This window comes from Ruegeria sp. BH8, assembly GCF_056538065.1.
The window spans coordinates 433917-457255 of record NZ_JBQFSP010000001.1; the positions used below are offsets into that span (position 1 = coordinate 433917).

Genomic DNA, 23339 nt, shown 5'->3' on the forward strand with positions numbered 1-23339 from the left:
GGTCCCTCCGGCAAGTGGCTATGAAAGTTCGAATTTTCCACGCCGGGGGTTGGCACAGGGTTTTTTACACCCAGATATCCAGAGAATTTTGCAAGTTGAACGAAGGAACCCGGCATGAGCTTTGACTATGATCTTTTTGTCATCGGTGGAGGTTCGGGCGGGGTCCGCGCGGCGCGTGTTGCGGCGGGTGAAACCGGCGCCAAGGTCGCGCTGGCCGAAGAAGACCGGTATGGCGGCACCTGTGTGATCCGGGGCTGCGTACCCAAGAAGCTGATGGTCTTTGCCAGCGAATACTCGGGCATGGTCGGGGACGCGCAGGCCTATGGCTGGGACATTCAGCCCGGCGCGTTCAACTGGAACAGTTTTCACGGCAAGCTGGTGGCCGAGCTTGATCGGTTGGAAGGGATATATCGCAATATCCTGAAGAACAACGGCGTCGAAAGCTTTGACCATCGTGCGCGCCTTGTGGATGCCCACACGGTCGAGCTGGCCGACGGAACCCGCAAAACGGCCAAACACATTCTTGTCGCCACCGGCGGTCGCCCGGTTGTTCCGGATTTTCCGGGCTCGGAACTGGCGATTACGTCGAACGAGATATTCCACCTGGACAAGCTGCCCGAAAGCATCCTGATCGTTGGGGGCGGTTATATTGCCTGTGAATTTGCCGGGATCATGAACGGGCTGGGGGTCAGGACGACTCAGTTCTATCGCGGCGCACAGATCCTTCGGGGGTTTGATGACGAGGCGCGTGGACTGATCAGCGAAGAAATGTGTCAGAACGGCATCGACCTGCATCTGGGCACCAATGTGCTCGAGATGAAAAAGCAGGGCGACAAGATCTGGGTCAAGGCCACCAACGGCTCCGAGCAGAGTTATGATGTGGTGATGTATGCCACGGGCCGTGCGCCGAATGCCGATAACCTTGGGCTAGAGGCTTTGGGCGTTGAACGCGGCCGTAAGGGCGAGATCATCGTGGATGAATACAGCCAGACCGCTGTGCCCTCGATCTATGCCATTGGCGATGTGACCGACCGGGTGAACCTGACACCGGTTGCGATCCGTGAAGGGATGGCTTTTGTGGAAACCGTATTCAAAGGCAATCCGACACCGGTGGATCACGACTTGATCCCGACTGCGATCTTCACTCAGCCTGAGATGGGTACCGTAGGCCTCAGCGAAGAAGAGGCGGCAGCGCAGGAACCAATCGAGGTCTATGCCACATCTTTCAAGCCGATGCAGAAATCTTTTGCTGGCGGCACGCAGCGGGTGCTGATGAAACTCATCGTCTCTCAGGCGACGCGCAAGGTGTTGGGTTGCCATATTGTCGCCCCCGGTGCCGGCGAGATGATCCAGCTGGCGGGAATCGCCGTAAAGATGGGCGCGACCAAGGAAGATTTTGACCGTACGGTTGCAGTTCACCCGGTCATGGCCGAAGAACTGGTGACAATGCGGCAACCTGTGCGCACGGCTTGATTTGCAAGCGCGCGCACACACGTTACAAGGGAACCCGTGATCACACGGTCCAAAACGAAGGAAAAGATACTTATGGCGGGCAACAGCGGCGGCCCCTGGGGGGGCGGAGGCTCATCCGGTGGCGGAGGAAATCGGGGTAACAACGGGGACGGGCGCAAGCCCCCCGAAAGCGATGGCCCGCATATCCCCGAGATCGACGAACTGATGAAAAAAGGCCAGGAACAGCTGCGCGTCCTCATGGGCGGCCGTGGCGGCGGTGGCCGTGGCGGTAGCGGTGATCAGGGCGGTGGCGGTCCGGCCTTTACCAAGGGCACAGTTGCGATTGGCCTTGTTGCAGCTGCAGTAGTCTGGGGGCTTGCGAGCTTTTATACTGTCAAACCCGAAGAACAGTCTGTCGAACTGTTTCTGGGCGAATTCTCGGCCGTCGGCAATCCGGGCCTGAACTTTGCGCCATGGCCGTTTGTAACCGCCGAGGTCATACCGGTGACCCGCGAACAGAACGAAGACATGGGTGGCGCGCGTGGTAGCGACGATGGCCTGATGCTGACCGGCGACGAGAATGTGGTCGACATAGATTATCAGGTTGTCTGGAACATCAACGACCCGGCCAAGTACCTGTTTAATCTGCGTGATCCGCGCCAGACGATCCGAGCCGTGTCCGAATCCGCGATGCGTGAGATCATTGCGCAAAGCGAGCTTGCACCGATCCTTAACCGTGATCGCGGCGTAATCGCCGACCGTTTGCAGGTGCTGATTCAGGATACAATGGACAGCTACGATTCGGGTGTGAACATCATTCGCGTCAACTTTGACAAAGCCGACCCGCCACAGGACGTGATCGCCTCCTTCCGCGATGTCCAGGCTGCCGCGCAAGAACGTGACCGGTTGCAGAACGTGGCAGACGCTTATGCCAACCGTGTGCTGGCCGAGGCACGCGGTGAAGCCGCACAGATTCTGGAAGAGGCTGAAGGGTACCGCGCCCAACAAATCAATAGTGCTCAGGGTGAGGCCAGCCGCTTTAGCGCGGTTCTGGAAGAATACTCCAAGGCACCGGACGTGACTCGCAAGCGTCTGTACTTGGAGCGGATGGAACAGATTTTGGGTGACGTCGACAAGATCATTCTAGACCCGAGTTCGAGTGGACAAGGGCAGGGCGTCGTGCCCTACCTGCCGCTGAATGAGCTGCGCCGTAGTCCTTCTGGGGAGAGCAACTGATGCGTAAGACGACATTTATTTTGCCGATCGTTTTCATCGCGGTAGTCGGTGTTCTTTCCTCGATTTTCATCGTGGACGAGCGCGAACGTGCTCTGGTTCTACAATTTGGCCGCGTTGTCGCGGTGAAGGAGGAGCCAGGTCTGGCGTTCAAGATACCGGTGATTCAAGAAGTAGTGCGCTATGACAACCGCATCCTGTCCATCGATGTCCACCCGCTGGAAGTTACTCCGCTGGATGATCGTCGTCTGGTGGTTGATGCGTTTGCGCGTTATCGAATTTCTGATCTGGAACAGTTCCGTCAGGCCGTTGGCGTCGGTGGTATCCCGGTGGCCGAGGATCGTCTGGACCGCATTCTGCGTGCTGAAACCCGCGAAGTACTGGGTTCGGTTTCCTCGCGTGACATCCTCAGCTCGGACCGTGCAGCCTTGATGCTGCGCATTCGAAATAGCGCGATTGCCGAAGCGCAGGCGTTAGGCGTCACCGTAATCGACGTGCGCCTGAAAGCGACCGACTTGCCGCAGGCCAACCTTGAGGCCACATTTGACAGGATGAAGGCCGAGCGGGAACGTGAAGCGACAGATGAACGCGCACGTGGTAACGAGGCGGCGCAACGTGTGCGCGCGCAGGCTGACCGGACTGTGGTTGAACTGGTGTCGGATGCGCGCCGTGAGGCTGAGATCACCCGCGGTGAAGCCGACGCCGAACGCAACGCGATCTTTGCCGAAGCTTATAGCGCCGATCCGGAGTTCTTTGAATTTTACCGCTCGTTGACGGCCTATCAGAATGCGCTGCAAGGCGGTAACAGCTCGCTGGTGTTGAGCCCGGATTCCGAATTTTTCAATTACCTGGGTTCACCCACAGGGCGGAGTGTTCCGGCGGCTCCGGTCTCTGAATAATGGGCATGATCCTTCTGGCCTTCGGGCTGGTACTGATTGTCGAGGGGCTGGCCTATGCGCTGGCCCCTTCGCTTATCGAGCGGATGCTGGAGGCGTTGCGCGCCATGCCCGAACAGGCCCGGCGTCTGGCCGGGTTGCTTTGTGTTGTCAGTGGTTTGATCCTGCTCTGGGGGGCATATCAACTGGGCTTTTGACGGGGCGGTTTCACGTGCGGGTGATTTCCCTGCGATCCCGAGTTGCTCACCGGGTTAAACTGACTACATTGGAAACTAAGAAAGGCCGAAACAGGCCTTGGCAAGATTGTCGACAAGGAGAGCTCAAGTGCAGGCGAAAGCGCGCAGTTTATCCGTCCGGTGGGACGACGTGAGTGTTTGGATGCGGCTGTTGTGGCTGGCCTTTGCCGGTACGCTGCTTGTGCTGGCGCAGTCGGTTTCCGCTCAGGCCAGAGGCGAAAGCCTGGCGCCCTTGGCCGAAAAGATCAGCCCGGCCGTGGTGAACATCACCACAAGCACCCTGATCGAAGGTCAGACAGGTCCGCAGGGCATCGTGCCCGAGGGGTCTCCGTTCGAGGATTTCTTTCGCGAGTTTCAGGATCGCAACGGCGGCAATGACAACGGCCCGCCCCGACGCAGCAACGCCCTTGGGTCGGGTTTTGTGATCTCTGAAGATGGTTACATTGTCACCAACAATCACGTCATTGCGGAAGCTGATGAAATCCTTGTGGAATTCTTCCCCGGCGACGGGCAGCCCAAAAAAGAACTGGTGGCCAAGGTCATCGGAACCGATGAGAAAACCGATATCGCGCTGCTCAAGGTCGAAGCGTCCGGCCCCTTGAAATACGTGCAATTCGGCGACAGCGACGTGGCGCGTGTGGGTGATTGGGTTATTGCCATGGGCAACCCGCTGGGCCAGGGCTTTTCTGTATCCGCTGGTATCGTATCGGCCCGCAACCGGGCGCTCAGCGGATCTTATGACGACTACATCCAGACGGATGCGGCGATCAACCGGGGCAACTCGGGCGGTCCGTTGTTCAACATGGACGGCGAAGTGATCGGCGTGAACACCGCCATCCTGTCGCCCAACGGTGGCTCGATCGGCATCGGCTTTTCGATGGCGTCGAACGTGGTAGTGAAGGTTGTCGATCAGCTGCGCGAGTTTGGTGAAACCCGGCGCGGCTGGCTGGGTGTCCGCATTCAGGACGTGACCGAGGACATGGCCGAGGCCATGGGGCTGGAAAAGCCCGGTGGCGCGCTGATCAGCGATGTTCCGGAAGGCCCCGCCCAGGAGGCCGGTCTGAAAGCAGGCGACGTGATCATCAGCTTTGACGGTGTCGAGGTCGAAGACACCCGTGGTCTGGTCCGTCAGGTTGGCGAAACAGAAGTCGGCAAAGCTGTCCGGGTCATTGTGCATCGCGATGGCGGCACGCAGACAATTCTGGTCACGCTGGGACGCCGCGAAGACGCAGAAAGCAAAGAAGATGACGAAGAAGAAACGCAGGATGCTCCGGTCGAAGAAAACGCCGATATTCTCGGGCTGACCATCTCCCCGCTCACAGATACGCTGCGTGCGGATATGGGATTGGATGCAGATGCCCAAGGTCTGGTGATTTCGAATGTCGATGAAGCGTCTGAGGCTTACGCGAAAGGGTTGCGTGCGGGTGACCTGATCACGGAAGCGGGTCAGCAAAAGGTGGAAACCATCGCGGACCTGGAAGCCCGAATGGACCAATCGCGAGAGGCTGGGCGGAAATCCCTGCTGCTTTTGGTCCGCAGGGGGGGCGAGCCGCGATTTGTGGCGCTAAGCCTGGAAGAGTGATTTGAATAGGCCGGGACAAGCGCCCGGCCTTTTTCATTGCCTGAACACCTGAAGAGGCATGCAGAAAGAAAATGAGCCATACGCAGTAATTGCGTATGGCTCAGATACAGGGAGAGATCAGTGGACAGATATCGGGGATGATTCTCTGACCTCCTACGGTAACAACTTCACCTTAGGTCAACACAAACCCTCTCGTATGTGAACTAGATCACACTGGTTCAGATAAGTTCGGAATCGGCCAGTTCCCGCAATGCGTCGAAATCCTGAATCAGCAATCCGCCGCGCGAGGATTCGACAATATTGTCGCGTTTCCAGATCGAGATTGTCTTGGAAACGGCCTCGCGCGTAGCCCCGACAAATTCGGCAAGCTCGCTCTGCGACAGGGTGATGCGCTGCGTTGGGTCGTCCTGCAATTCCGACAGATGCAGCAGCTTTCGGGCCAGTCGAATGGGCATGGGCAAAAAGACCTGCTCGTTCAGCTGCAACCCCATCCATCGCATCCGCAGCCCGGCCAACCGGATCAGATCCACGGCAAGGTCAGGCTGTTTTCTGATCTGGTTCATGACGTCATTGCGACGCACACGCAGGACGCGCGATGGCTCGGCCGCGGCAATAGTCGCCGTACGCGGGCCGTTGTCAAACAGAGCGATCTCGCCAAAAACTTCACCTGGGCGCATCAGCGTCAATGTCAGTTTCCGGCCGCTCATCGCCAGAAAGGACACTTCAAGCGTGCCTGCCAGAATGGCATAGAGCGAATCCCCTTCATCGCCTTGTTCGAAAAGGGTTTCTCCTTGAGCCAGCGAGATGTCGGTCGCTTGCGCCGAAAGCATCTCTCTAAGCCCGTCGGAGGCTTCGGAAAGGAAGCCGCTGGTGGGAAAGGCCGTCATGTATACACCGATCTTGGGCAAGGTGTGAGTGTGGGTGGTGATACAACTTCCCATAGCTCGGCGGCTAAGCCAAGAATTTTGTTTGTTTTTGCAGGTATGGCGACGTCAGGGCAGTTATTTCTGTTCCGGGTCGTCCATGTAGCGTTGCAAGATGCTGAATTGCAGCATCAGGAAGGCCATCAGCGCGATGGGAAATCCGAAGGTTTCGATCTTGACCCAAAGGTCGGTCGACATGGTGCGCCAGACAAACTCGTTTGCGGCGGCCAGAACAGCGAAACAGGCGCATAGGCGGCGCGTCAGAATCATCCAGCCCTCGTGCTTCATCGGCAGCATTTCATCCAATACGTAGGCCAGATAAGATTTCTTTTGCAGCAAGCCGATGCCAAGGATCAGGGCGAACAGGCCATAGACAAGCGTGGTTTTCATCTTGAAAAACCGCTCGTCATTGAACCATGCGGTCAGGCCGCCAAAGAAAATGACCATGAAGGCCGTGAAAATCTGCATCCGGCTGAGTTGGCCGGTGAGGTACCACAGGATACCCATTGCCCCCAGCATCAGGGGGACGAAGATAATCGTGGCGATGATAAAGCCGGAATATTCGGTACCACCGATCAGAAAGCTGTCATCACGCAAGCGCAGGTAGATGAAGAAGAAGGCCAGCGGCGGGCCAAGCTCCAGCACCTGTTTCAGAAATGGGTTGATGTCTTTTTTGCCTGTCATCGGTATGTCCTGCTGCTTACCCGCCCATTTCAACTATTACTGCGCCGAGTGCAATCAATGCCATCAATGCAATGCGTCTTGGGCCAACGGTTTCCTTCAGGACAAGCCAGCCGATCAGCGCCGCAAAGACGGTTGAGGTTTCGCGCAGCACGGCGGCTTCGCCGACTTTGTCCAGTCGTGTGGCCAGCATGATCGAACCGAAGGACAAAGGCGCGATGATCCCGCCGGCCAGCCCCCGCAACATCAGCGGGCCGGGCGCAGGGCGATGCGTCATCGCGCGCCATCTGAGGAAGGCATAGATCGGCATGGCCGCGCCGTCGATCATGAAGAACCAGGCCAGAAATGTGAACGGGTCGGCGGTGGCGCGAATGCCATAGGCGTCATAGGTGGTGTAGAGGGCGACAAACAGGCCCGTGATGATCGCCAGTGTCAACGCGATGCCCAGCGTATCCCTGTTGGTTTCCAGGAACCTGAAGTTGTAGGCGGCCAACCCAAATATCCCGGCCAGCAGGGTTGCGACGCCCAGCCATTGAACGGCCGAGAATGTTTCGCCGAACAGAAGATAGGCACCGATGACAGTGAACAGCGGACCCGTACCACGCACCACGGGATAGACGACAGTGTAGGACCCTTTGGTGTACGCTGCGGCTTGCAGCGTCTTGTAGGCAATGTGGATCAGCCAGGCGAGGGCGAAGATCGGCCACATATGAGGTTCAGGCCAGGGCACCACGAAAAAGGCAAACGGGGCGGCCATCAGGCCATAGCTGGCGTCAATGGCGCCACGGGACAGCCATGGATCATGGCGGCCTTTCTGCAGCGCCCCGAACGCGGCGTGCAGGAAGGCAGCCGTCAACGCCAGTGCCAGCGCCAGTTGGTGACCGGCTTCGGTGCCTTCAAGTGAGATCAGCCAGTCGCTCAAATACGCAGACCTTTTGTAGGGCGGAGAGGGGTGGGGGCTGCCTGCCCCCACACCCCCGAGGGTATTTAGGGCCAGATGAAGTGGCGGATCAGCCCTTGTCGAGCCCGGTCAGGGCGGCGGCGAATTCTTCGGGATCGAAGGGGGCAAGGTCATCGATCTGTTCTCCCACCCCGATAGCGTGGATCGGCAGGCCGAACTTGTCGGCCAGCGCGACCAGCACACCGCCCTTGGCGGTTCCGTCCAGCTTGGTCATGATCAGGCCCGAGACATCGGCCAGCTTGCGAAAGGTTTCCACCTGGCTCAGCGCGTTCTGACCTGTGGTGGCGTCAAGGACCAGCAAGGTGTTGTGCGGTGCGGTCTCGTCAACCTTGCGGATGACGCGGACGATCTTGGCAAGTTCCTCCATCAGGTCGGTGCGGTTTTGCAGGCGTCCGGCGGTATCGATCATCAGCAGATCCGCGCCTTCGGCCTGAGCCCGGGTCAGCGCGTCAAAGGCGAGGCTGGCGGGGTCCGAGCCCTCGGGCGCGGTCAGAACCGGAACCCCGGCGCGATCGCCCCAGACTTGCAATTGTTCGACGGCCGCCGCGCGAAAGGTGTCACCGGCGGCGATGACGACTTTTTTGCCAGCCTGCTTGAACTGGCTGGCCAGTTTGCCGATGGTCGTGGTCTTGCCCGAGCCGTTGACGCCGACGACCAGCACCACTTGCGGGCGTTTGGGATAGATCGGCAGGGGCCTGGCCACGGGCTCCATCACGCGGGCCACTTCCTGCGCCAGCAACTGTTTGATTTCCCGGGTCGAGAGTTTGCGCCCAAAGCGCCCCTCGGCCATGTTCGAGGTGACACGTAGGGCGGTGTCGACGCCCATGTCAGAAGCGATCAGCAGCTCTTCGAGTTGCTCGAGCATGTCGTCATCCAGCGTGCGGCGTATTTCTGTGGCAGCGCTGCCACGGCTGAACAAGCGGTTCAGGATGCCTTTGGATTCAGGGACTTCTGGTGGCGGGGCAGCTGGTGTGGGATCCGCCGGGGCGGGGGCAGGTTGTTCAGCCGGTTCCTGCGCCGGTTCAGGGGTCGGGATTTCGGGAACCGGTTGCGGTTCGGGCTCAGGTTCGGGGAGGACAGGGTCGGGAACGGCGGTTTCCTCGCCACCATCCTCGACGATGGCGTCCAGCCCCTGTTCGAGGCGGGATGAGGATTTGAACAGCTTGTCCTTTAGCTTTGAGAAAAACGCCATATTTGGTCTCCGCAGGTGTTCCTTTCACCTAATGCGGATTTGCGGCAGTTGCAAAGGGTCACGCAAAAGCAAAGACGAAACCAAATTGCGCGCCCCAGTAGAGCGGCCAGATCAGATAGGGCGTCAGCTTGTGGGCGGGGTGGTTCGCAGGCAGCAGGAACTTTTCCGTAGCAAGGATCAGATCGGACGCGATGAAGGCGATTGCAGCCGGGAATGCCCATCGCAAGGCACCTGTCTGGGGCAGCGCCAGCACGGTGATCCCCATGCCAAGGATGATCGGGATATAGGCCAGAACAGGGCCTTTCAGGTCTCCGGCGCGGGGGGCAAGCAGTGTGGCCATGACAATGCCCAGAATGACCAGAGACCACACGATCGCGGGGGCATCCCAGATCAGGCTGGCGGAGCTGGCAGGATGCGACAGGAACAGGGCGATATAGGCCAGATGCCCGGCGGCAAAAGCGGCAATGCCGGCCATGAACGTGGCATCCGTTTCACGCGACAACAGCGCGTCCCCGGTTGCGCACAGGGCAAGCGCAACGGCAAGCATCCATGGGCTGCCTTGCAGAACCGCAATGACTGCCAGCGCGGCGACCGAGGTGGTTTTCAGCACAGTGCGCAAGGAACTGGCTGGTCGGGCCGTCAGGGGCAGGTATCCCAATGCGCAGCCAAGGGCGATCCAGAAGAGAAGGGTTGTCATTTCACCTCACCGCGGTTTTCGAATACCTTCATCCCGAGCGCGGCATATAATCAAGCGCTTACGTTGAGTTAAGCGTGTTTCCCCAAGCCCTGGCCAAAGGGTGAATGGCATAGCGGGATCGCATCTGACACAATGGGCATATGTTCCGAGCGCTGATGATTCTTGCCTGTTTTGCCGCACCGCCCGCTGCGGCCCAGACCCCTTTGTCCGGCCCCGAATTCGACACCTATACGCAGGGCAAGACCCTGTTTTACGGGTTCGAAGGGCAGGTCTACGGGGTCGAACGTTATTTGCCCAACCGCCGCGTGATCTGGTCTTTTCTGGATGGCGATTGCAAGGAAGGTGTCTGGTATCAGCAGGAAGAGCAGATTTGTTTCATCTACGAAGACCGGTTTGACCCGCAATGCTGGGTCTTTACGCGATCTGGCGGTGGCCTTGTCGCGCAGTTTGAAGGCGACCCGCAGGCGACCGAGCTGTACGAGGCGGAAGATATCGGGGAAGAAATGGTGTGTTATGGCCCCGATGTCGGGGTCTGACTAGGTCACCCGAAGCTCATCATAGCTGAGCATGACATGCTCCTGATACGGGCGTCTTTCTGTCAGCTTATCGTAATAGCGTCGCAATTTGGGCAGGAGCGCGCGGGATATGCCGATGTCGTAATAGCGATAAAGGATATGTCCCAGCTGAATATCGGCCAGTGTCAGATCGGGCCCGCACAGGTAGGTGTTTTCTGACAGTCGGGTATCGGCAAGTGCCAGTTTTCTATCCAGCGCGGCAACAGCCTGTTCAATCGCGTGTTGGTCCTGCTGCGCCGGGGCCGTCCGCACAACCTGCCAGAACACGGGCACTGTGAAACCCATCGCAACGTTGATCTTGGCCCATTCCGCCCATTTGTCGACTTCGGCCTGCTGGACCGGGTCGCGTGGCCAGAAGGCATTCCCGCCATAGGCATTCGCCAGATAGCGCAGGATTGCGCCGGTCTCCCACAGCGGTGGGTGATTGCCATCCTGTAGTACTGGGATGGTGCCGTTCGGGTTCAGCTTGCGAAAGGCATCGGTGTCCAGCCCGCCGAACCTGTGCCCTGCATCGTGGCGATGAAAGCGCAGATCCAGCTCTCCGACGCACCACATCAGGGCCTGAACATTCGATGACGTTTTGCGGCCCCAGATTGTCAGCATGGCTTAGAACAACGATCCCTGATCTGGTGCATCCGGTTTGGATTTCCGGTTGGGCTGCTTTACGGCTGTCCCGGTGCCAAGGATGCCATCGGCGAATTCGATGTCCAGCGCTGTATGTTTTGCGGCCTCGGCTTTGGTCGTGATGACATTCCCATCTGCGCGAACCACGGCATATCCGCGTTCCAGCGTCGCCTTGTAGCTGAGCGTTTCGCGCAGGCGGTCTGTGGCCTCAAGCTGATGTTTCAGACGATCCAGCCGCGTGGTCTGCGCCGCGTTCATCCGGTCACCAAGCCGGGCAAGGTTTTGCGCGTGCTGGCCGATCTCGCGTTGAATTGGGCGCAGGGACAGGCGCGACGACAGGTTGCGCAGTGATTCCTTCCGGGCCGAGACCAGACCGCGCAGAGTTGACGGGCGCAGATGGGCTGACAGTTCCACAACTTGCAGGCGGCGGTTTTGCACTCCTCGCGTCAAAGCCGGGGTCAGGCGATCTGCAATCAAATCAAGGCGTTGCCGGGGGGAGTTCAACAGGCTGTCCGGGCGCGGCAGGGCGCGGGACAAATCGCGCAGCCTTTGCGAACGGCGCTGCACCGCGTCCGTTGCCGCGCGCGACAGGCGGGCGCCTTGCTCGCCGGTCCAGGCGAGCAGTTCGATACGGACCGGCACGGCCAGCTCTGCCGCAGCTGTGGGTGTAGGCGCGCGGCGGTCCGAGACGAAATCGATCAGGGTCGTGTCGGTTTCATGCCCAACGGCCGAAATCAGCGGTATGTCCGATGCGGCGGCGGCGCGCGCGACACTCTCTTCGTTGAAGCCCCAAAGATCTTCGATCGACCCACCGCCACGGGCCACGATGATCAGGTCAGGACGGGGCAGCGCGCCACCGGGTGTCAACTGGTTGAACCCTTCGATGGCGCGGGTAACCTCGGGGGCGCAGTTTGCACCCTGCACGGCCACGGGCCAGATCAGCACCTTGCGCGGGAACCTGTCCCGAAGCCGGTGCAGAATGTCACGGATCACCGCGCCCGAAGGCGATGTCACAACGCCGATGATCTGCGGCAGATACGGCAGGGGCTTCTTACGCTCGGGCGCAAACAAACCTTCGGCCTCAAGCTGTTTCTTGCGCTTTTCCAGCAAGGCCATAAGTGCGCCCTGACCGGCAACGGCAACTTCATCGACATTCAGGTTGTATTTGGATTGCGCGCCAAAAGCGGTCAGGCGACCGGTGACGACTACCTCCAGCCCTTCCTCTGGCACGACCGAGAGGCTGGAAACCTGACCTTTCCATGTCGTGCAGGCCAAAACGTTCCGGTCGTCCTTGATGTCGTAGTACAGGTGCCCGGACCGGGCCTTGAACACGCGCCCGACTTCGCCGCGCACGCGGATTCGCCCGAACGCGCTTTCCAGCGTGCGCTTCACCTCGCCCGATACCTCGGAAACCGTGTATTCAGGGGTGTTTTGGCCCGGAATCGGGTCATCAAGCAGGTCGGACATTTCAGCGCCTTGTTTCAATTGCTCACCCAGCTTAGAACGCCGCGCAGGCGAGGCCAAGCAGATCGGAGACGACCCCATGAACATCCTTATTCTCGGCAGCGGCGGGCGCGAACACAGCCTGGCCTGGGCGGTGATGCAAAACCCAAAATGCGACCGTCTGATCGTGGCGCCGGGCAATGCCGGGATCGCTCAGATCGCGGAGTGTGCCGCTCTGGATATCGAAAACGGTGGGGCCGTCGTCAGCTTTGCCGAGGAAAACGCGATTGATTTCGTGATTGTCGGCCCCGAGGCCCCCTTGGCCGCCGGAGTGGCGGATCGCCTGCGCGAAGCCGGGGTGCTGGTTTTCGGACCGTCTGCCGAAGCGGCCCGGCTGGAAGTCTCAAAAAGCTTTACCAAGGAAATCTGCGACGCGGCACATGCGCCCACCGCTGCCTATGCGCGGTTCACCGCGCCCGAACCCGCCAAGGCCTATATCCGCGAACAGGGAGCGCCCATCGTGGTCAAGGCCGATGGTCTGGCCGCGGGCAAGGGCGTGATCGTGGCCATGGACGAAGACACGGCGCTTGACGCCATTGACGACATGTTCGGCGGTGCTTTTGGCGGGGCCGGGGCCGAGGTCGTGATCGAAGAGTTTATGGACGGCGAAGAGGCGTCTTTGTTTGTTCTGTGCGACGGCCAAGACATCCTGTCCATCGGCACGGCCCAAGACCACAAGCGGGTGGGCGAAGGGGATACCGGCCTGAACACCGGGGGGATGGGTGCCTATTCTCCGGCGCCGGTTCTGAGCGCGGAAGTTGAAGCGCGTGCGATGGAAAAGATCGTGCGCCCCACCATTGCCGAGATGAAGCGCCGGGGCACGCCGTTTCAGGGAATTCTCTATGCCGGGCTGATGATCAAGGACGGCCAGCCGCGCCTTGTGGAATACAACGTCCGTTTTGGGGACCCGGAATGTCAGGTCCTGATGATGCGTCTGGGCGCGCAGGCGATGGACCTGTTGCATGCCACCGCCGAAGGGCGGCTGGGCGAGATGCGGGTCAACTGGGCCGATGATCACGCGATGACGGTCGTGATGGCGGCCAAAGGTTATCCGGGAACCTACGAGAAGGGCACGGTCATCAAAGGATTGGACGGCTTGCCCGAGGACAGCAGCAATATGGTGTTTCATGCCGGCACTAGCGAGGCTGCGGGGCAGGTGCAGGCTGTCGGCGGGCGCGTTCTGAACGTGACCGCGCGCGGAAAAACGCTGCAAGAGGCGCGCGACCGGGCGTATCAGATGGTTGATGCCGTGGATTGGCCCGAAGGGTTCTATCGCAGCGATATCGGCTGGCGCGCTTTGGAGGGATGATCGGGCAGGGGGCTTTGCCCCCTCGGCCTTGCGGCCTCCCGGCGCTGCGCGCGTTCGCGGTTGAAATCGTCCACTGGACGATTTCCTTTCAACCGCTCACCCCCTCAGGGTATTTATGGCCAGATGAAGAAGCGGATCAGCAATTCAGGGCTGATGTGAGATTGTCGCGGTGTTTGAGCGGACCGAGGTCCGTCAGATGCCAGCCATCCTGATAGGAAACACGGATGATCCGCGACCAGTCTGCGCTGGCGAGGATCATTTCGGGATGGTCGCCACAGCTCCTCAGGCCGCCGGAAATGAAATCCTCACCGATCTTGTGGTTGGTCAGGCCGGGCAGAACAGCGATTTCGGTCAGTCCACCATCCTTGAAGCGCCAGATGCGCAGGGTTTTGGCCAGGTGGGGGCGGTCGATATAGGCGATCTCGATATTGCCGTCACCATCCAGATCAGCAGCACCGACCGGGGCGAGCCAGCGGAAACGTGCGCCGATATGAGGTGTGGCTGCGATTTTTTCGCCAGCGGCGTTGTAGATCGCAAGCTGAGCGCCTGTTGTGTTCTGCGTTTCGACGACAACTGCTTCAACCGCGCCGTCCCTGTCGATGTCTGCCAGACGCGGCGCGAGGTCTTCGAATACACGGTCCTGTGGCAGACGAACCGTTACGACTGTATCATCGACCACAAGTTCCAGCGCGCCGTATTCGATATTGTCGCCCAAAACACCATGCGCGTATCGCGTGGTTGGTTCCGTGAAGCGGGCGTCGGTTATGGTATCCGCCGCGACAGCGATTGGCAGCGCGCACCACAGGCCAAAAGGGAGCAAAGCGCTGCGCACCCGACATTGCCACAGGCGGGCGGGCTGACGCGGCGCTTTGTTGGGCATCAGATCTGCTTTTCGGGCATCTGGACAATCAGACCGTCCAGCGCGTCGGTTACCTTGATCTGGCAGGTCAGGCGCGAGCGGGCCGGGTCGGGCTCATAGGCGAAATCCAGCATGTCCTCTTCCATGTCGTCCTTGGCCGGGATCTTTTCGACCCAGTCGGGGTGAACATAGACATGGCAGGTCGAGCAGGCGCAGGCACCGCCGCAATCGGCCTCGATGCCGGGAATATTGTTGTCACGGGCCCCTTCCATGACGGTCAGTCCGTTGGCGACCTCGACAGTGTGCTCGGTACCGCCATGCTCGACATAGGTGATCTTTGCCATTGCGTGCGTCTTCCTTTTGCGATGTTCGAAACCTTCCTTAGTGAAGGGAGTTAGGTGTTTCCAGCCTCATTTGCGACTCCTTGCGCCGTGTCTGGACTTTCCTGTATTTTGTTCTATTTTTGTTCTTATGTTTACTGCCCCTTTTCACCGCGCGATTTCAAACCGGGACTGGCCGCGACCGCCGTCCTGTCTGCCCTCCGCCCAGCTGGAGGCCCCGCCCGAAGGGGCGCGTGTGGCCGTGGCCGGGCTGGTGATCCTGCGGCAGAGGCCGGGGACGGCCAAAGGCGTGATCTTTCTGACGCTTGAGGATGAGACCGGGATCGTCAACGTGGTGGTCTGGCGCAAAATCTACGAACGCTTCCGCCGTGCGGTGATCTCGGGGCGGTTGCTGAAGGTGACAGGCCGGATGCAGCGGGCGCATTCGGTGACCCACGTGATCGCGGAAGAGATCGAGGATATCTCGGACATGCTGGACCTGCTGGTGCAGGGGCAGGGTTAGATCTGTCGTGCGGATCAATCCTAAATTGTCCGTCGCCGTGCCGCAAACCCGCGCCTGAAGAACGGGCGATATGTTTTCTTTGCCTCAAATGCGCGATTAAGGCGCTTTTCCGCCACTTGAACGCGGGATGGTCGACTCTCCGGCGCCGGGCGCGTAGTGACACGCATCTTTGCGCATCGGCTTGTGTCAAAGCTCGGGCCGGATTGCGCATCACTCAACGTCTTTTCAGAGTCAGTTCGGATGCCCAACGCAACGCACCAAGGATCGCTCGAAAATACCGTCTCTCGGGACGAAAGCCGGATTTCCGACCGTCTGGCAGAGCTCTCGGAACTCACGCGTTCAGCGGGATATGTTCATACCGCCCGAATGATCGATGAGGCGCTAAGCGCTTATTCCTTCGAACGCAGACAGGCTGAGACTGCAAAAAGGCTTCGGTCAGAGTTGCAGCAACTCAAGCGGATTGAGGCGTCGCGCTCGTCTGACGAAACGGATCGAAAGCCGCATTTGGTTCCGAACTTTCGGTCCCGGCGGTCGGCAAAACCCGATGGGATGCTGTTCGACGGGGCCGAGCGTTCTGACGGCGCAGCCCAGAAAGCCGGGGCGCGCAACGGGCAGGCCGCATTTGTCCTGACGACCCGGATGCGTGTTGACGGGTGGAACGTTGCAAGGCTGCGCAATGGGCACTGGACAGGCATATCCATGTCTTTCCCCGCGGAACCTGAATTCCAGTTTCGCTGATAAGTCGCGCCGCCGCCACGGATCCGCCGCCGGGGGCGTTGCAGGGCCGGATGCAGAGGGCGCATTTGGTAACCCATGCGATCGCGGCAAGGATCGAGGATATTCCGGGGATACAGGATGTGTTGGTGTGGGGGAGAGGGTTAGTCCGCTTAGCGGACTTTGCTGCCATTGCCATTTCAGGTGTTTGCTAATGCAGCATTCTATTGCAGGTGCGGCACGCTCATCGCTGCGATGCAGCCGATGTCGTCAGAGCGGTCATTCAATGCCAGTCTGAGGCGCGAAATTCGAACCGCCCTTTCGCTGCAACCACGACCGACTAACGAGAAGCGGGAATATACCGTCATTGGCGTTCGTGATCTGAACGGCCGCTTTTTTGTCCTTCGCGCCGGCGGCGAAAACAGCAAAGGATAAACCGGACCTTCGCTGCTCTCGCGAAAAGCCATTCCCAGTCTTGCTTAGCGGTCATTCGACGACGTCTGCGTGAATTAACTTATTGGTCCGCTTGAGCACGCAAACAGAGAAACCACCGGACGGTGTCGGCCTGGCTATCTCATCAGGATGTTTGATTGCCGAATTCGCGGCTTTGCAACCCGCTTTGCGATTATGGCACAGCTCTGTCGCGGCCTGCCCAAGAGGATTCAATGTATTCAATTAGTGAGTGGCAATCTATTATGGTGTTGTTAAATATGTAAAATTCCTTTGGGCGCAGGAGTCTCAATGGCATTGTGAATATTTATGCTTTCTAAATATACAAATTCTCCTCTCAAACTTCACCGCTATGTTAGCGTTATCGCTTTGGGATTGATGCTTGTTCTTACCGGTTAGCCGATATCCAGCACAATTTGCGAAGCATTTAGCGTTGCCGACCCAATTGGACCGGCAGCCAAGGAACATACACTGGAGGAAATATGTCCCTTTTGCAGACCATTACCCGTAGAGCCGCCTTGCTGTCTGTCGCCGCTGTCGCACTAACTGCCGGGACAGCGTTTGCAGGCGATGTCAAAATTGGCTTTCTGCTGAAAACCATGCAGGAAGAGCGCTACAAGCGCGACCGCGCCGCGTTTACTGCGAAAGCTGAGGAACTGGGCGCCGAAGTTATCTTTGATTCAGCGAACAATGACGAGCTGACCCAGCTGGCTAAGTTTGAAAACATGCTCGCCAAGGGAGCAGATGTCATCGTGTTGCAGCCGGTGAATACCGGTACTGCTGGTAGCATGGTCAGCATGGCAAACAGCGAAGGTGTGCGCGTTGTCGGGTATGACTCGATGCTTGTGGACGGGCCGCTGGATGCGATGGTGATGCAAGACAGCTGGGCCGTGGGTCGCCTGCAAGGCGAAGCCATGGTCGAATGGTTGCAGGAGAAGAACGGAGAGGTGTCCGGCAAGATCGCCCTGATTCAAGGTCAACCCGGCGACTCTAACGCGATTGCCATGAGCAGCGGTGTGTTGGAGATTGTCGAAGCGAACCCGGGGCTTGAGCTGGTAACAAATCAGGCCCATGAAGGGTGGTCCTCTGAGAAGGCCATGGCGACTGCGGAAAATACGCTGACCTCAAACAGCAACAGCATCGACGCGTTTATCGCCAACAACAGTGGCATGGCCCGTGGAGTTATCGCGGCATTGGAAGCACAGGGGCTGGCTTCATCAGACAAAGTGTTTGTAGCCGGATCTGATGCCGACCTGGCCAACATCCAATACGTCGCGCAAGGCAAGCAAGCCGTTGAAATCTGGAAACAGATCGATCCCTTGGCTGAAACCGCGGCAGAAGTTGCAGTGGCTTTGGCTAAAGCGCCGGACACTGCTCCTGCTGATCTGGTCGAGGTGGACAAGGTTATCAACAACGGCTTCACCGATGTGCCAACAATCGTGACCCCGATCACGCTTGTGACACAGGACAACATCGATGACACGATCATCGCTGGCGGCTTCTACTCCAAGGAAGAAGTCTACGGGAACTGATCCTCGGGACCTTTTCCTGAAGGAGGGCGTTTCGCCATCTGGCTCCCTATGCGTGTACTCCCCGCGCGCAGCTTTATGGTGCCCTCCTTCCTTAACCCGTCACGGAGAAACTGCCGGTCAGGGTGGGGAACGTCCGAAATACCTTTCTGAATGTGATGGGAAAAAGCATGTCTGAAGTCGTCCTGAAAATGCAGGGTATCATCAAGGATTTTCCCGGTGTCCGCGCCCTGAATAATGTCAATTTCGAAGCCCGCTCGGGTGAGCTTCTGGCGCTGATGGGAGAAAACGGAGCGGGCAAATCCACGTTGATGAAAGTGCTCAGTGGAGTTTGGCCCTATCCGACCTACGAAGGCGATATCTATTTGCGCGGCGAAAAGGTCCGATTCGCGAATACAAAAGAGGCCGAGGCAGCAGGCATCGGTATCATCTACCAGGAACTCAACCTGATCCCCGGTTTGTCTGTCGCCGAAAACATCTTTCTGGATCGCCAGTTCACCGATGCCAAGGGCAGGATCAACTGGAACCAGACCTTTGCCGAAACCCAGAAGCTGCTGACCGAACTGGGCATCAATGACATTCGCCCGACCGATCTGGTGCAGAACATCACTGTGGGCAAACAACAGATGGTTGAGATTGCCAAAGCTTTGTCGCTCAAGGCCGAGATACTGGTGCTGGACGAACCGACGTCGGCGCTGACAGATAAGGAGGTCAAGGATCTCTTCCGTATCATCCGCAAGCTGAAAGCCGACGGTGTCTGCATGTGCTACATTTCGCACAAAATGGAAGAGATTGAGCAGATCGCCGACCGGATTGCGGTTCTGCGCGATGGCCAGACCATCGGTGACGTCACGCCTATCGCGGATATCACGCTTGATCAGATCATCGCCCGAATGGTTGGACGCGACATCAAAGATATGTTCCCCAAGGTCGATTTCACACCGGGTGAGGTGACTTTGGAGGTCAACGATCTGTCCGTCACAAACCCCGACCTGCCTGGCAGCTATCTGGTCAAGAACGCCAGCTTCGTTGCCCGCAAAGGCGAGATATTGGGCATCTCCGGGCTAATGGGCGCTGGCCGGACCGAACTGGTTGGCGGTGTATTCGGTGCTTATCCGGACCAGACCACCGGTGAAGTGAAGCTGAACGGGCAAAAGCTGGACATCAAATCGCCGAAGGACGCCATTGATGCCGGCATCGCGCTGCTGACCGAAGATCGTAAGGCTTTGGGGCTGTTTTTGGACAAATCCATTTCCTTCAACACGACGATTTCCTCGCTTGAGACGATCAGTTCAAAGGTTCTGGGCATTATCAACACCCAGCAGGAGCGCAAGATCGTAAAGGAATATGTCGACCAGTTGGGCGTTAAAACACCGTCGATTGACACGGTCATCGGTACGCTGAGCGGCGGCAACCAGCAGAAAGTCATCTTGGGTAAGTGGCTGAACTCACGGCCGGATGTGTTCATTTTGGATGAACCCACACGTGGGATCGATATCGGTGCCAAGGTCGAGATTTACAAGCTGCTGAACGAACTGGTCCTACAAGGTGTCACCGTCATCATGATTTCTTCGGAACTGCCTGAGGTCTTGGGCATGTGTGACCGGATTCTGGTGATGTGCGAAGGCGAGATCGTGTCAAACTTTGGACGGGACGATGCGAAGAAAGAAGCAATCATGGCGTATGCCACCGGCAGCGCATAAGGGAGGAAGCAAATGAGTGCTGACAGCAACGTTGCAGGTGTTGGCGTCAATGGCGCCAAGGAAAACCACCTGATAAACTTCATAAAGGACAACGCGACGCTAATTGCGTTGATCGTGCTTGTCGTTGGGCTCAGCTTTGCCGACGACGCATTTTTCACCGCGAGGAACCTTAGCAACCTATCCCGTCAGGTTACCATCATCGGGATCATTGCCGTAGGCATGACCATGGTCATTCTGATTGCGGGTATTGACCTATCCGTTGGCTCTGTCGTCGGGTTATCAGCGGTCGTCTGTACGCTCATGATGCAATGGGGCGTGCCGACCATATTGGCGGTACCTGCAACCCTTTTGATCGTGGGTGTTGGAATAGGTCTGTGGAACGGGTTCTGGATAGCCAAGTTCAACATACCCCCATTCATCATAACCCTTGGAATGCTGACTATCGCACGCGGTTTGGCACTGACCCTGACCAATGGCAGTTCTGTACCGGTAACGAGTAATGTGTTTCCATTGATTGGTGGTGCTTATATCCCGCCGATGATGTCCAGTATCGTGCTGATCGTGTGTGCTGCGCTTGCTGTTTATTCGATCTTCCGAGATGTTCAGCAAAGCAAGGCGCATGGCGTCGAAGTGAATATGCAGGAGCTGCTGGTCAATGGGGCGGTGATGATTGGTGGTTTTGCTTTGGCCTTCCACGTGTTCACCAGCTACAAAGGGATCCCCGTTCCTGTTGCGATCTTTGCAGTCATTGCATTTGCTGGGATCTATACGCTGAACAGCACCCGTTTTGGTCGCCGCCTCTATGCGCTTGGCGGAAACGAAGATGCGGCTCGCCTGTCCGGCATCAACGTCGTCCGCACCAAGATGATTGTCTATACGGTCATTTCAGTCCTGTCGGCCCTAGCTGGAATTATCCTGGCCTCGCGTCTGAACGGTGCCTCGCCCAATCTTGGAACGATGTTCGAACTTGACGCGATCGCCGCGGTCGTTATCGGCGGTACCAGTCTGGCGGGTGGTTCTGGCAAGGTGAGTGGAACCATCATCGGTGCCCTGCTGATCGGGGTCCTGAACAACGGCATGAGCCTGCTTGGTGTGGTCACGTTCTATCAGTTGATCATCAAGGGCCTGATCATCATCCTCGCCGTCTGGTTCGATGTGATGCAGAAGAAATAATGTTGCTGGCCTGCCCCCGGTCACACGCACCGGGGGCAAAGCCAAAATCCCCGAAAACTTGAATGACAGTTGGGAGGTAAGCGATGGTCCAGTCCATTTTAGCAACCTTACGCACAAACGGCCTCAGAGCTTTGGGTTTGGCCGGCCTTCTATCCGCATCGCTGCCAATGATCGCGGCAGCGCAGGACAACGCTACAATCGGGTTCCTGCTCAAGACCATGCAGGAAGCCAGATACCAGACTGACAAATCCCTATTCATTGCACGCGCGGAATCCCAAGGCGCAGATGTGATCTTTGATAGCAGCGGCAATGATCCATTGCGTCAGTTGCAGCAGGTTGAGGAAATGCTGGAATCGGGGGTGGACGTTCTGGTCCTGCAACCCGTCAACACCGCAACCGCTGGTGCCCTTGTTGATTTGGCCCACGATCAAGGCGTCAAAGTGGTCGGATACGACTCGATGCTGCAGGACGGGCCGCTTGACGTCATGGTCATGCAAGACAGTTGGGCTGTCGGGCAGCTTCAGGCCGAAGCCATGGTGGACTGGCTGAACGACACCCGCGGTGAGGTCAAAGGCCGGGTCGCCCTGATCCGCGGTCAGCCTGGTGATGCCAATGCCGAAGCGCTCAGCAGCGGTGTGCTGAAAGTGATTGCCGATCATCCTGGGCTCGAGCTTGTTGCGGATCGCAGCCATGTAGACTGGTCTCCCGATATGGCCAGAGACACTGCCGAAAACCTTCTGGTCGAATATGACAACGACATCGATGCATTCATTGCCAATAACAGCGGGCTTGCTTTCGGGGTTCTGGCAGCATTGTCGGACGAGGATCTGGCATCGGCGGATCAGGTCTTTGTTGCCGGTTCAGACGCTGATCTGCGGAATGTCCAGATGGTCGCAAACGATGTGCAGGCGCTGGAAATCTGGAAGCAAATTAAACCTTTGGCCTATGAGGCGGCGGATATTGCCGTGAAAATTGCGCAGTCTCCGGATGCGGAAGTTAGTGATTTGATCGGAGACCATACGCTAATTGACAACGGTTTCACGGAAATCCCGACGGTTATCACTCCTGTTTTTGCAGTGTCAAAAGATACGATCGACAGCACGTTGATCGACGGCGGGTTCTATACCAGCGAACAGATCTATCAGAACTGAAGCTGCTATAATCACGCATACGCCCGTCGACAAAACAGCGAATAAAAGCAAGGGACCGAAATGTCTGACAAGATCAATGTCGCAGTCCTTGGCCCGATCCCAAGGGACAACATCACCAGCTATCAGGGTGAGAAATTCAATAAATTTGGCTGCGCGGTCTATACAGCGGTCTGTATGTCCTCGCTGGCCGGTCCGGGTTCGCGGATCAACGTCGTCAGCCATGTACGCCGGTCAGACGTCGATAATGTTCGCAACTTGCTGTCTGAGTTTCCGTATCTGGATGTCGGCCATGTTACGGGCGACGCTGATCAGGGCGCGGTGATCGATCTTGTCTACGTCGATCAGAACCATCGCAACGAAAAGCAAACGGGTTTCATGAACCCGATCCTGCCCGACGACATCGAAGACCTGATGGATTGCGAGGCTTTCGTTTTCGTTCCGATCACGGATTTCGAGGTTCCGTTGGAAACGATTCGATACATCAAGGCCAACAGCGATGGTCTGGTTGTATTTGATGCGCATGGCCCCACCAGCGGGTGTTCTGCACATGGCGAACGGTATCATAAATTCTGGATCGACCGAGATCGCTGGCTTCCACATATCGACCTTCTAAAGATGAATTTGGAAGAGGCTCAATGCAGTTGGTTCAAGGGAGAATACGGTTCTGACGAGTTGCAGGAAATAAGCGAACTCACGATGGACCAGTTGCCCAAGTTCGCCCAACACTGCCTGGATCTGGGCGTCAAGGCGCTCTACGTCACGCTGGATCAACACGGCTGCGCCGTCTACCACAAGGATGCAACCGGCCGGATGCGGGAACATCTGGTCAAGCGGGTGCTTGTCGAGGATGTGGTCGACACCACGGGCTGCGGTGACAGCTTTGCTGGTGGCCTGGCCTTTGGCTACCTCAAGACCCGCGACTTCGTCAAAGCCTGCCAGTTCGGCAACTGTGCCGGGGCGCAGCGCTGCTCGAGCAGCGAGCTGGATGTCTACGGATCACTGGAAGAAACCGAACGTCAGATTGCCGAAACCTACGGCGACTGAATTACCCGA

At 58.0% G+C, this 23339-nt stretch carries 23 protein-coding genes; 14 read left to right on the forward strand and 9 right to left on the reverse strand.

The window, feature by feature from the left end:
* Positions 1–114: 114 nt before the first annotated feature.
* The 5 genes from gor (at position 115) to ACR0AD_RS02185 (ending at position 5399) form a co-directional block, all read left to right on the forward strand.
* Positions 115–1473 (forward strand): glutathione-disulfide reductase, encoded by a 1359-nt coding sequence (gene gor / locus ACR0AD_RS02165; protein ID WP_480486037.1) that lies wholly within the window; start codon positions 115–117, stop codon positions 1471–1473.
* A gap of 72 nt (positions 1474–1545) precedes the next feature.
* Positions 1546–2688, forward strand: a complete 1143-nt coding sequence (gene hflK, locus ACR0AD_RS02170) for an FtsH protease activity modulator HflK (protein WP_480481516.1) — start codon at positions 1546–1548, stop codon at positions 2686–2688.
* The gene (gene hflC, locus ACR0AD_RS02175; protein ID WP_480476482.1) at positions 2688–3584 is read left to right on the forward strand and encodes a protease modulator HflC; all 897 of its coding nucleotides are present in this window, start codon (positions 2688–2690) and stop codon (positions 3582–3584) included. The genes hflK and hflC overlap by 1 nt, the downstream gene beginning before the upstream one ends.
* Entirely contained in the window at positions 3584–3778 is a 195-nt protein-coding gene (locus tag ACR0AD_RS02180; protein WP_267363999.1) for a DUF2065 domain-containing protein, read from the forward strand. Before hflC ends, ACR0AD_RS02180 begins: the two co-directional genes overlap by 1 nt.
* A 127-nt stretch (positions 3779–3905) precedes the next feature.
* Positions 3906–5399, forward strand: a complete 1494-nt coding sequence (locus ACR0AD_RS02185) for a DegQ family serine endoprotease (protein WP_480486035.1) — start codon at positions 3906–3908, stop codon at positions 5397–5399.
* Positions 5400–5617: 218 nt separating this feature from the next.
* On the opposite strand, the gene ACR0AD_RS02190 is transcribed toward ACR0AD_RS02185, so the two are convergent.
* The 5 genes from ACR0AD_RS02190 to ACR0AD_RS02210 form a co-directional block, all read right to left on the reverse strand.
* The gene (locus ACR0AD_RS02190) at positions 5618–6286 is read right to left on the reverse strand and encodes a Crp/Fnr family transcriptional regulator (protein ID WP_209504274.1); all 669 of its coding nucleotides are present in this window, start codon (positions 6284–6286) and stop codon (positions 5618–5620) included.
* 114 nt (positions 6287–6400) lie between these two features.
* Positions 6401–7006 carry an inner membrane-spanning protein YciB gene (locus tag ACR0AD_RS02195; protein WP_267363984.1) on the reverse strand — a complete coding sequence of 202 codons (606 nt, stop codon included), beginning with the start codon at positions 7004–7006 and terminating at the stop codon, positions 6401–6403.
* 16 nt (positions 7007–7022) lie between these two features.
* Positions 7023–7925: an EamA family transporter gene (locus ACR0AD_RS02200; protein ID WP_480486033.1), complete on the reverse strand. Its 903-nt coding sequence runs from the start codon at positions 7923–7925 to the stop codon at positions 7023–7025.
* Between the two features lie 88 nt (positions 7926–8013).
* Entirely contained in the window at positions 8014–9156 is a 1143-nt protein-coding gene (ftsY, locus tag ACR0AD_RS02205) for a signal recognition particle-docking protein FtsY (protein ID WP_480481504.1), read from the reverse strand.
* Between the two features lie 58 nt (positions 9157–9214).
* Complete coding sequence (locus ACR0AD_RS02210; protein WP_480481502.1) at positions 9215–9853, reverse strand: lysoplasmalogenase family protein; 639 nt, start codon at positions 9851–9853, stop codon at positions 9215–9217.
* Between the two features lie 140 nt (positions 9854–9993).
* On the opposite strand from ACR0AD_RS02210, the gene ACR0AD_RS02215 reads away from it, so the two are divergent.
* Complete coding sequence (locus ACR0AD_RS02215) at positions 9994–10389, forward strand: hypothetical protein (RefSeq protein WP_480486031.1); 396 nt, start codon at positions 9994–9996, stop codon at positions 10387–10389.
* Here the strand turns inward: ACR0AD_RS02215 and ACR0AD_RS02220 are convergent, their stop codons facing one another.
* Together ACR0AD_RS02220 and xseA are read right to left on the reverse strand one after the other, a co-directional pair.
* The gene (locus tag ACR0AD_RS02220) at positions 10390–11031 is read right to left on the reverse strand and encodes a glutathione S-transferase family protein (RefSeq protein ID WP_480486030.1); all 642 of its coding nucleotides are present in this window, start codon (positions 11029–11031) and stop codon (positions 10390–10392) included.
* Positions 11032–11034: 3 nt separating this feature from the next.
* A complete protein-coding gene (gene xseA / locus ACR0AD_RS02225) occupies positions 11035–12519 on the reverse strand; it encodes an exodeoxyribonuclease VII large subunit (RefSeq protein WP_480486028.1) in 1485 nt (494 codons plus the stop codon).
* Positions 12520–12595: 76 nt separating this feature from the next.
* Between xseA and purD the strand changes: the two genes are divergently transcribed.
* Complete coding sequence (gene purD / locus ACR0AD_RS02230; RefSeq protein WP_480486026.1) at positions 12596–13864, forward strand: phosphoribosylamine--glycine ligase; 1269 nt, start codon at positions 12596–12598, stop codon at positions 13862–13864.
* Between the two features lie 136 nt (positions 13865–14000).
* Here purD and ACR0AD_RS02235 read toward each other — a convergent pair whose 3' ends face one another.
* A complete protein-coding gene (locus tag ACR0AD_RS02235) occupies positions 14001–14744 on the reverse strand; it encodes an FG-GAP repeat domain-containing protein (protein ID WP_480486025.1) in 744 nt (247 codons plus the stop codon).
* Positions 14744–15067: a 2Fe-2S iron-sulfur cluster-binding protein gene (locus tag ACR0AD_RS02240; RefSeq protein WP_209504265.1), complete on the reverse strand. Its 324-nt coding sequence runs from the start codon at positions 15065–15067 to the stop codon at positions 14744–14746. The genes ACR0AD_RS02235 and ACR0AD_RS02240 overlap by 1 nt, the downstream gene beginning before the upstream one ends.
* A gap of 127 nt (positions 15068–15194) precedes the next feature.
* On the opposite strand from ACR0AD_RS02240, the gene ACR0AD_RS02245 reads away from it, so the two are divergent.
* The 7 genes from ACR0AD_RS02245 to ACR0AD_RS02275 all read left to right on the forward strand — a co-directional run bounded on the left by ACR0AD_RS02245 (position 15195) and on the right by ACR0AD_RS02275 (position 23330).
* The gene (locus ACR0AD_RS02245) at positions 15195–15566 is read left to right on the forward strand and encodes an OB-fold nucleic acid binding domain-containing protein (protein WP_480486023.1); all 372 of its coding nucleotides are present in this window, start codon (positions 15195–15197) and stop codon (positions 15564–15566) included.
* A gap of 240 nt (positions 15567–15806) precedes the next feature.
* Entirely contained in the window at positions 15807–16304 is a 498-nt protein-coding gene (locus ACR0AD_RS02250; RefSeq protein WP_480486022.1) for a hypothetical protein, read from the forward strand.
* A gap of 908 nt (positions 16305–17212) precedes the next feature.
* Positions 17213–18262 (forward strand): sugar ABC transporter substrate-binding protein, encoded by a 1050-nt coding sequence (locus ACR0AD_RS02255; protein ID WP_480481488.1) that lies wholly within the window; start codon positions 17213–17215, stop codon positions 18260–18262.
* A 167-nt stretch (positions 18263–18429) separates the two neighbouring features.
* Positions 18430–19962: a sugar ABC transporter ATP-binding protein gene (locus ACR0AD_RS02260; RefSeq protein WP_480481486.1), complete on the forward strand. Its 1533-nt coding sequence runs from the start codon at positions 18430–18432 to the stop codon at positions 19960–19962.
* Positions 19963–19974: 12 nt separating this feature from the next.
* A complete protein-coding gene (locus ACR0AD_RS02265; RefSeq protein WP_217354249.1) occupies positions 19975–21135 on the forward strand; it encodes a sugar ABC transporter permease in 1161 nt (386 codons plus the stop codon).
* Between the two features lie 83 nt (positions 21136–21218).
* Positions 21219–22286 (forward strand): substrate-binding domain-containing protein, encoded by a 1068-nt coding sequence (locus tag ACR0AD_RS02270; protein WP_480486020.1) that lies wholly within the window; start codon positions 21219–21221, stop codon positions 22284–22286.
* Positions 22287–22346: 60 nt separating this feature from the next.
* Complete coding sequence (locus ACR0AD_RS02275; protein ID WP_480481482.1) at positions 22347–23330, forward strand: carbohydrate kinase family protein; 984 nt, start codon at positions 22347–22349, stop codon at positions 23328–23330.
* Positions 23331–23339 lie beyond the last annotated feature (9 nt).

What these genes read in the sequence shown, in the direction of transcription:
- gor (WP_480486037.1), top strand. Translation starts at nt 115, where the DNA reads ATGAGCTTTGACTATGATCTTTTTGTCATCGGTGGAGGTTCGGGCGGG.
- hflK (WP_480481516.1), top strand. Translation starts at nt 1,546, where the DNA reads ATGGCGGGCAACAGCGGCGGCCCCTGGGGGGGCGGAGGCTCATCCGGT.
- hflC (WP_480476482.1), top strand. Translation starts at nt 2,688, where the DNA reads ATGCGTAAGACGACATTTATTTTGCCGATCGTTTTCATCGCGGTAGTC.
- ACR0AD_RS02180 (WP_267363999.1), top strand. Translation starts at nt 3,584, where the DNA reads ATGGGCATGATCCTTCTGGCCTTCGGGCTGGTACTGATTGTCGAGGGG.
- ACR0AD_RS02190 (WP_209504274.1), bottom strand. Translation starts at nt 6,286, where the DNA reads ATGACGGCCTTTCCCACCAGCGGCTTCCTTTCCGAAGCCTCCGACGGG.
- ACR0AD_RS02195 (WP_267363984.1), bottom strand. Translation starts at nt 7,006, where the DNA reads ATGACAGGCAAAAAAGACATCAACCCATTTCTGAAACAGGTGCTGGAG.
- ftsY (WP_480481504.1), bottom strand. Translation starts at nt 9,156, where the DNA reads ATGGCGTTTTTCTCAAAGCTAAAGGACAAGCTGTTCAAATCCTCATCC.
- ACR0AD_RS02210 (WP_480481502.1), bottom strand. Translation starts at nt 9,853, where the DNA reads ATGACAACCCTTCTCTTCTGGATCGCCCTTGGCTGCGCATTGGGATAC.
- ACR0AD_RS02215 (WP_480486031.1), top strand. Translation starts at nt 9,994, where the DNA reads ATGTTCCGAGCGCTGATGATTCTTGCCTGTTTTGCCGCACCGCCCGCT.
- ACR0AD_RS02220 (WP_480486030.1), bottom strand. Translation starts at nt 11,031, where the DNA reads ATGCTGACAATCTGGGGCCGCAAAACGTCATCGAATGTTCAGGCCCTG.
- xseA (WP_480486028.1), bottom strand. Translation starts at nt 12,519, where the DNA reads ATGTCCGACCTGCTTGATGACCCGATTCCGGGCCAAAACACCCCTGAA.
- purD (WP_480486026.1), top strand. Translation starts at nt 12,596, where the DNA reads ATGAACATCCTTATTCTCGGCAGCGGCGGGCGCGAACACAGCCTGGCC.
- ACR0AD_RS02235 (WP_480486025.1), bottom strand. Translation starts at nt 14,744, where the DNA reads ATGCCCAACAAAGCGCCGCGTCAGCCCGCCCGCCTGTGGCAATGTCGG.
- ACR0AD_RS02240 (WP_209504265.1), bottom strand. Translation starts at nt 15,067, where the DNA reads ATGGCAAAGATCACCTATGTCGAGCATGGCGGTACCGAGCACACTGTC.
- ACR0AD_RS02245 (WP_480486023.1), top strand. Translation starts at nt 15,195, where the DNA reads ATGTTTACTGCCCCTTTTCACCGCGCGATTTCAAACCGGGACTGGCCG.
- ACR0AD_RS02250 (WP_480486022.1), top strand. Translation starts at nt 15,807, where the DNA reads ATGCCCAACGCAACGCACCAAGGATCGCTCGAAAATACCGTCTCTCGG.
- ACR0AD_RS02255 (WP_480481488.1), top strand. Translation starts at nt 17,213, where the DNA reads ATGTCCCTTTTGCAGACCATTACCCGTAGAGCCGCCTTGCTGTCTGTC.
- ACR0AD_RS02260 (WP_480481486.1), top strand. Translation starts at nt 18,430, where the DNA reads ATGTCTGAAGTCGTCCTGAAAATGCAGGGTATCATCAAGGATTTTCCC.
- ACR0AD_RS02265 (WP_217354249.1), top strand. Translation starts at nt 19,975, where the DNA reads ATGAGTGCTGACAGCAACGTTGCAGGTGTTGGCGTCAATGGCGCCAAG.
- ACR0AD_RS02270 (WP_480486020.1), top strand. Translation starts at nt 21,219, where the DNA reads ATGGTCCAGTCCATTTTAGCAACCTTACGCACAAACGGCCTCAGAGCT.
- ACR0AD_RS02275 (WP_480481482.1), top strand. Translation starts at nt 22,347, where the DNA reads ATGTCTGACAAGATCAATGTCGCAGTCCTTGGCCCGATCCCAAGGGAC.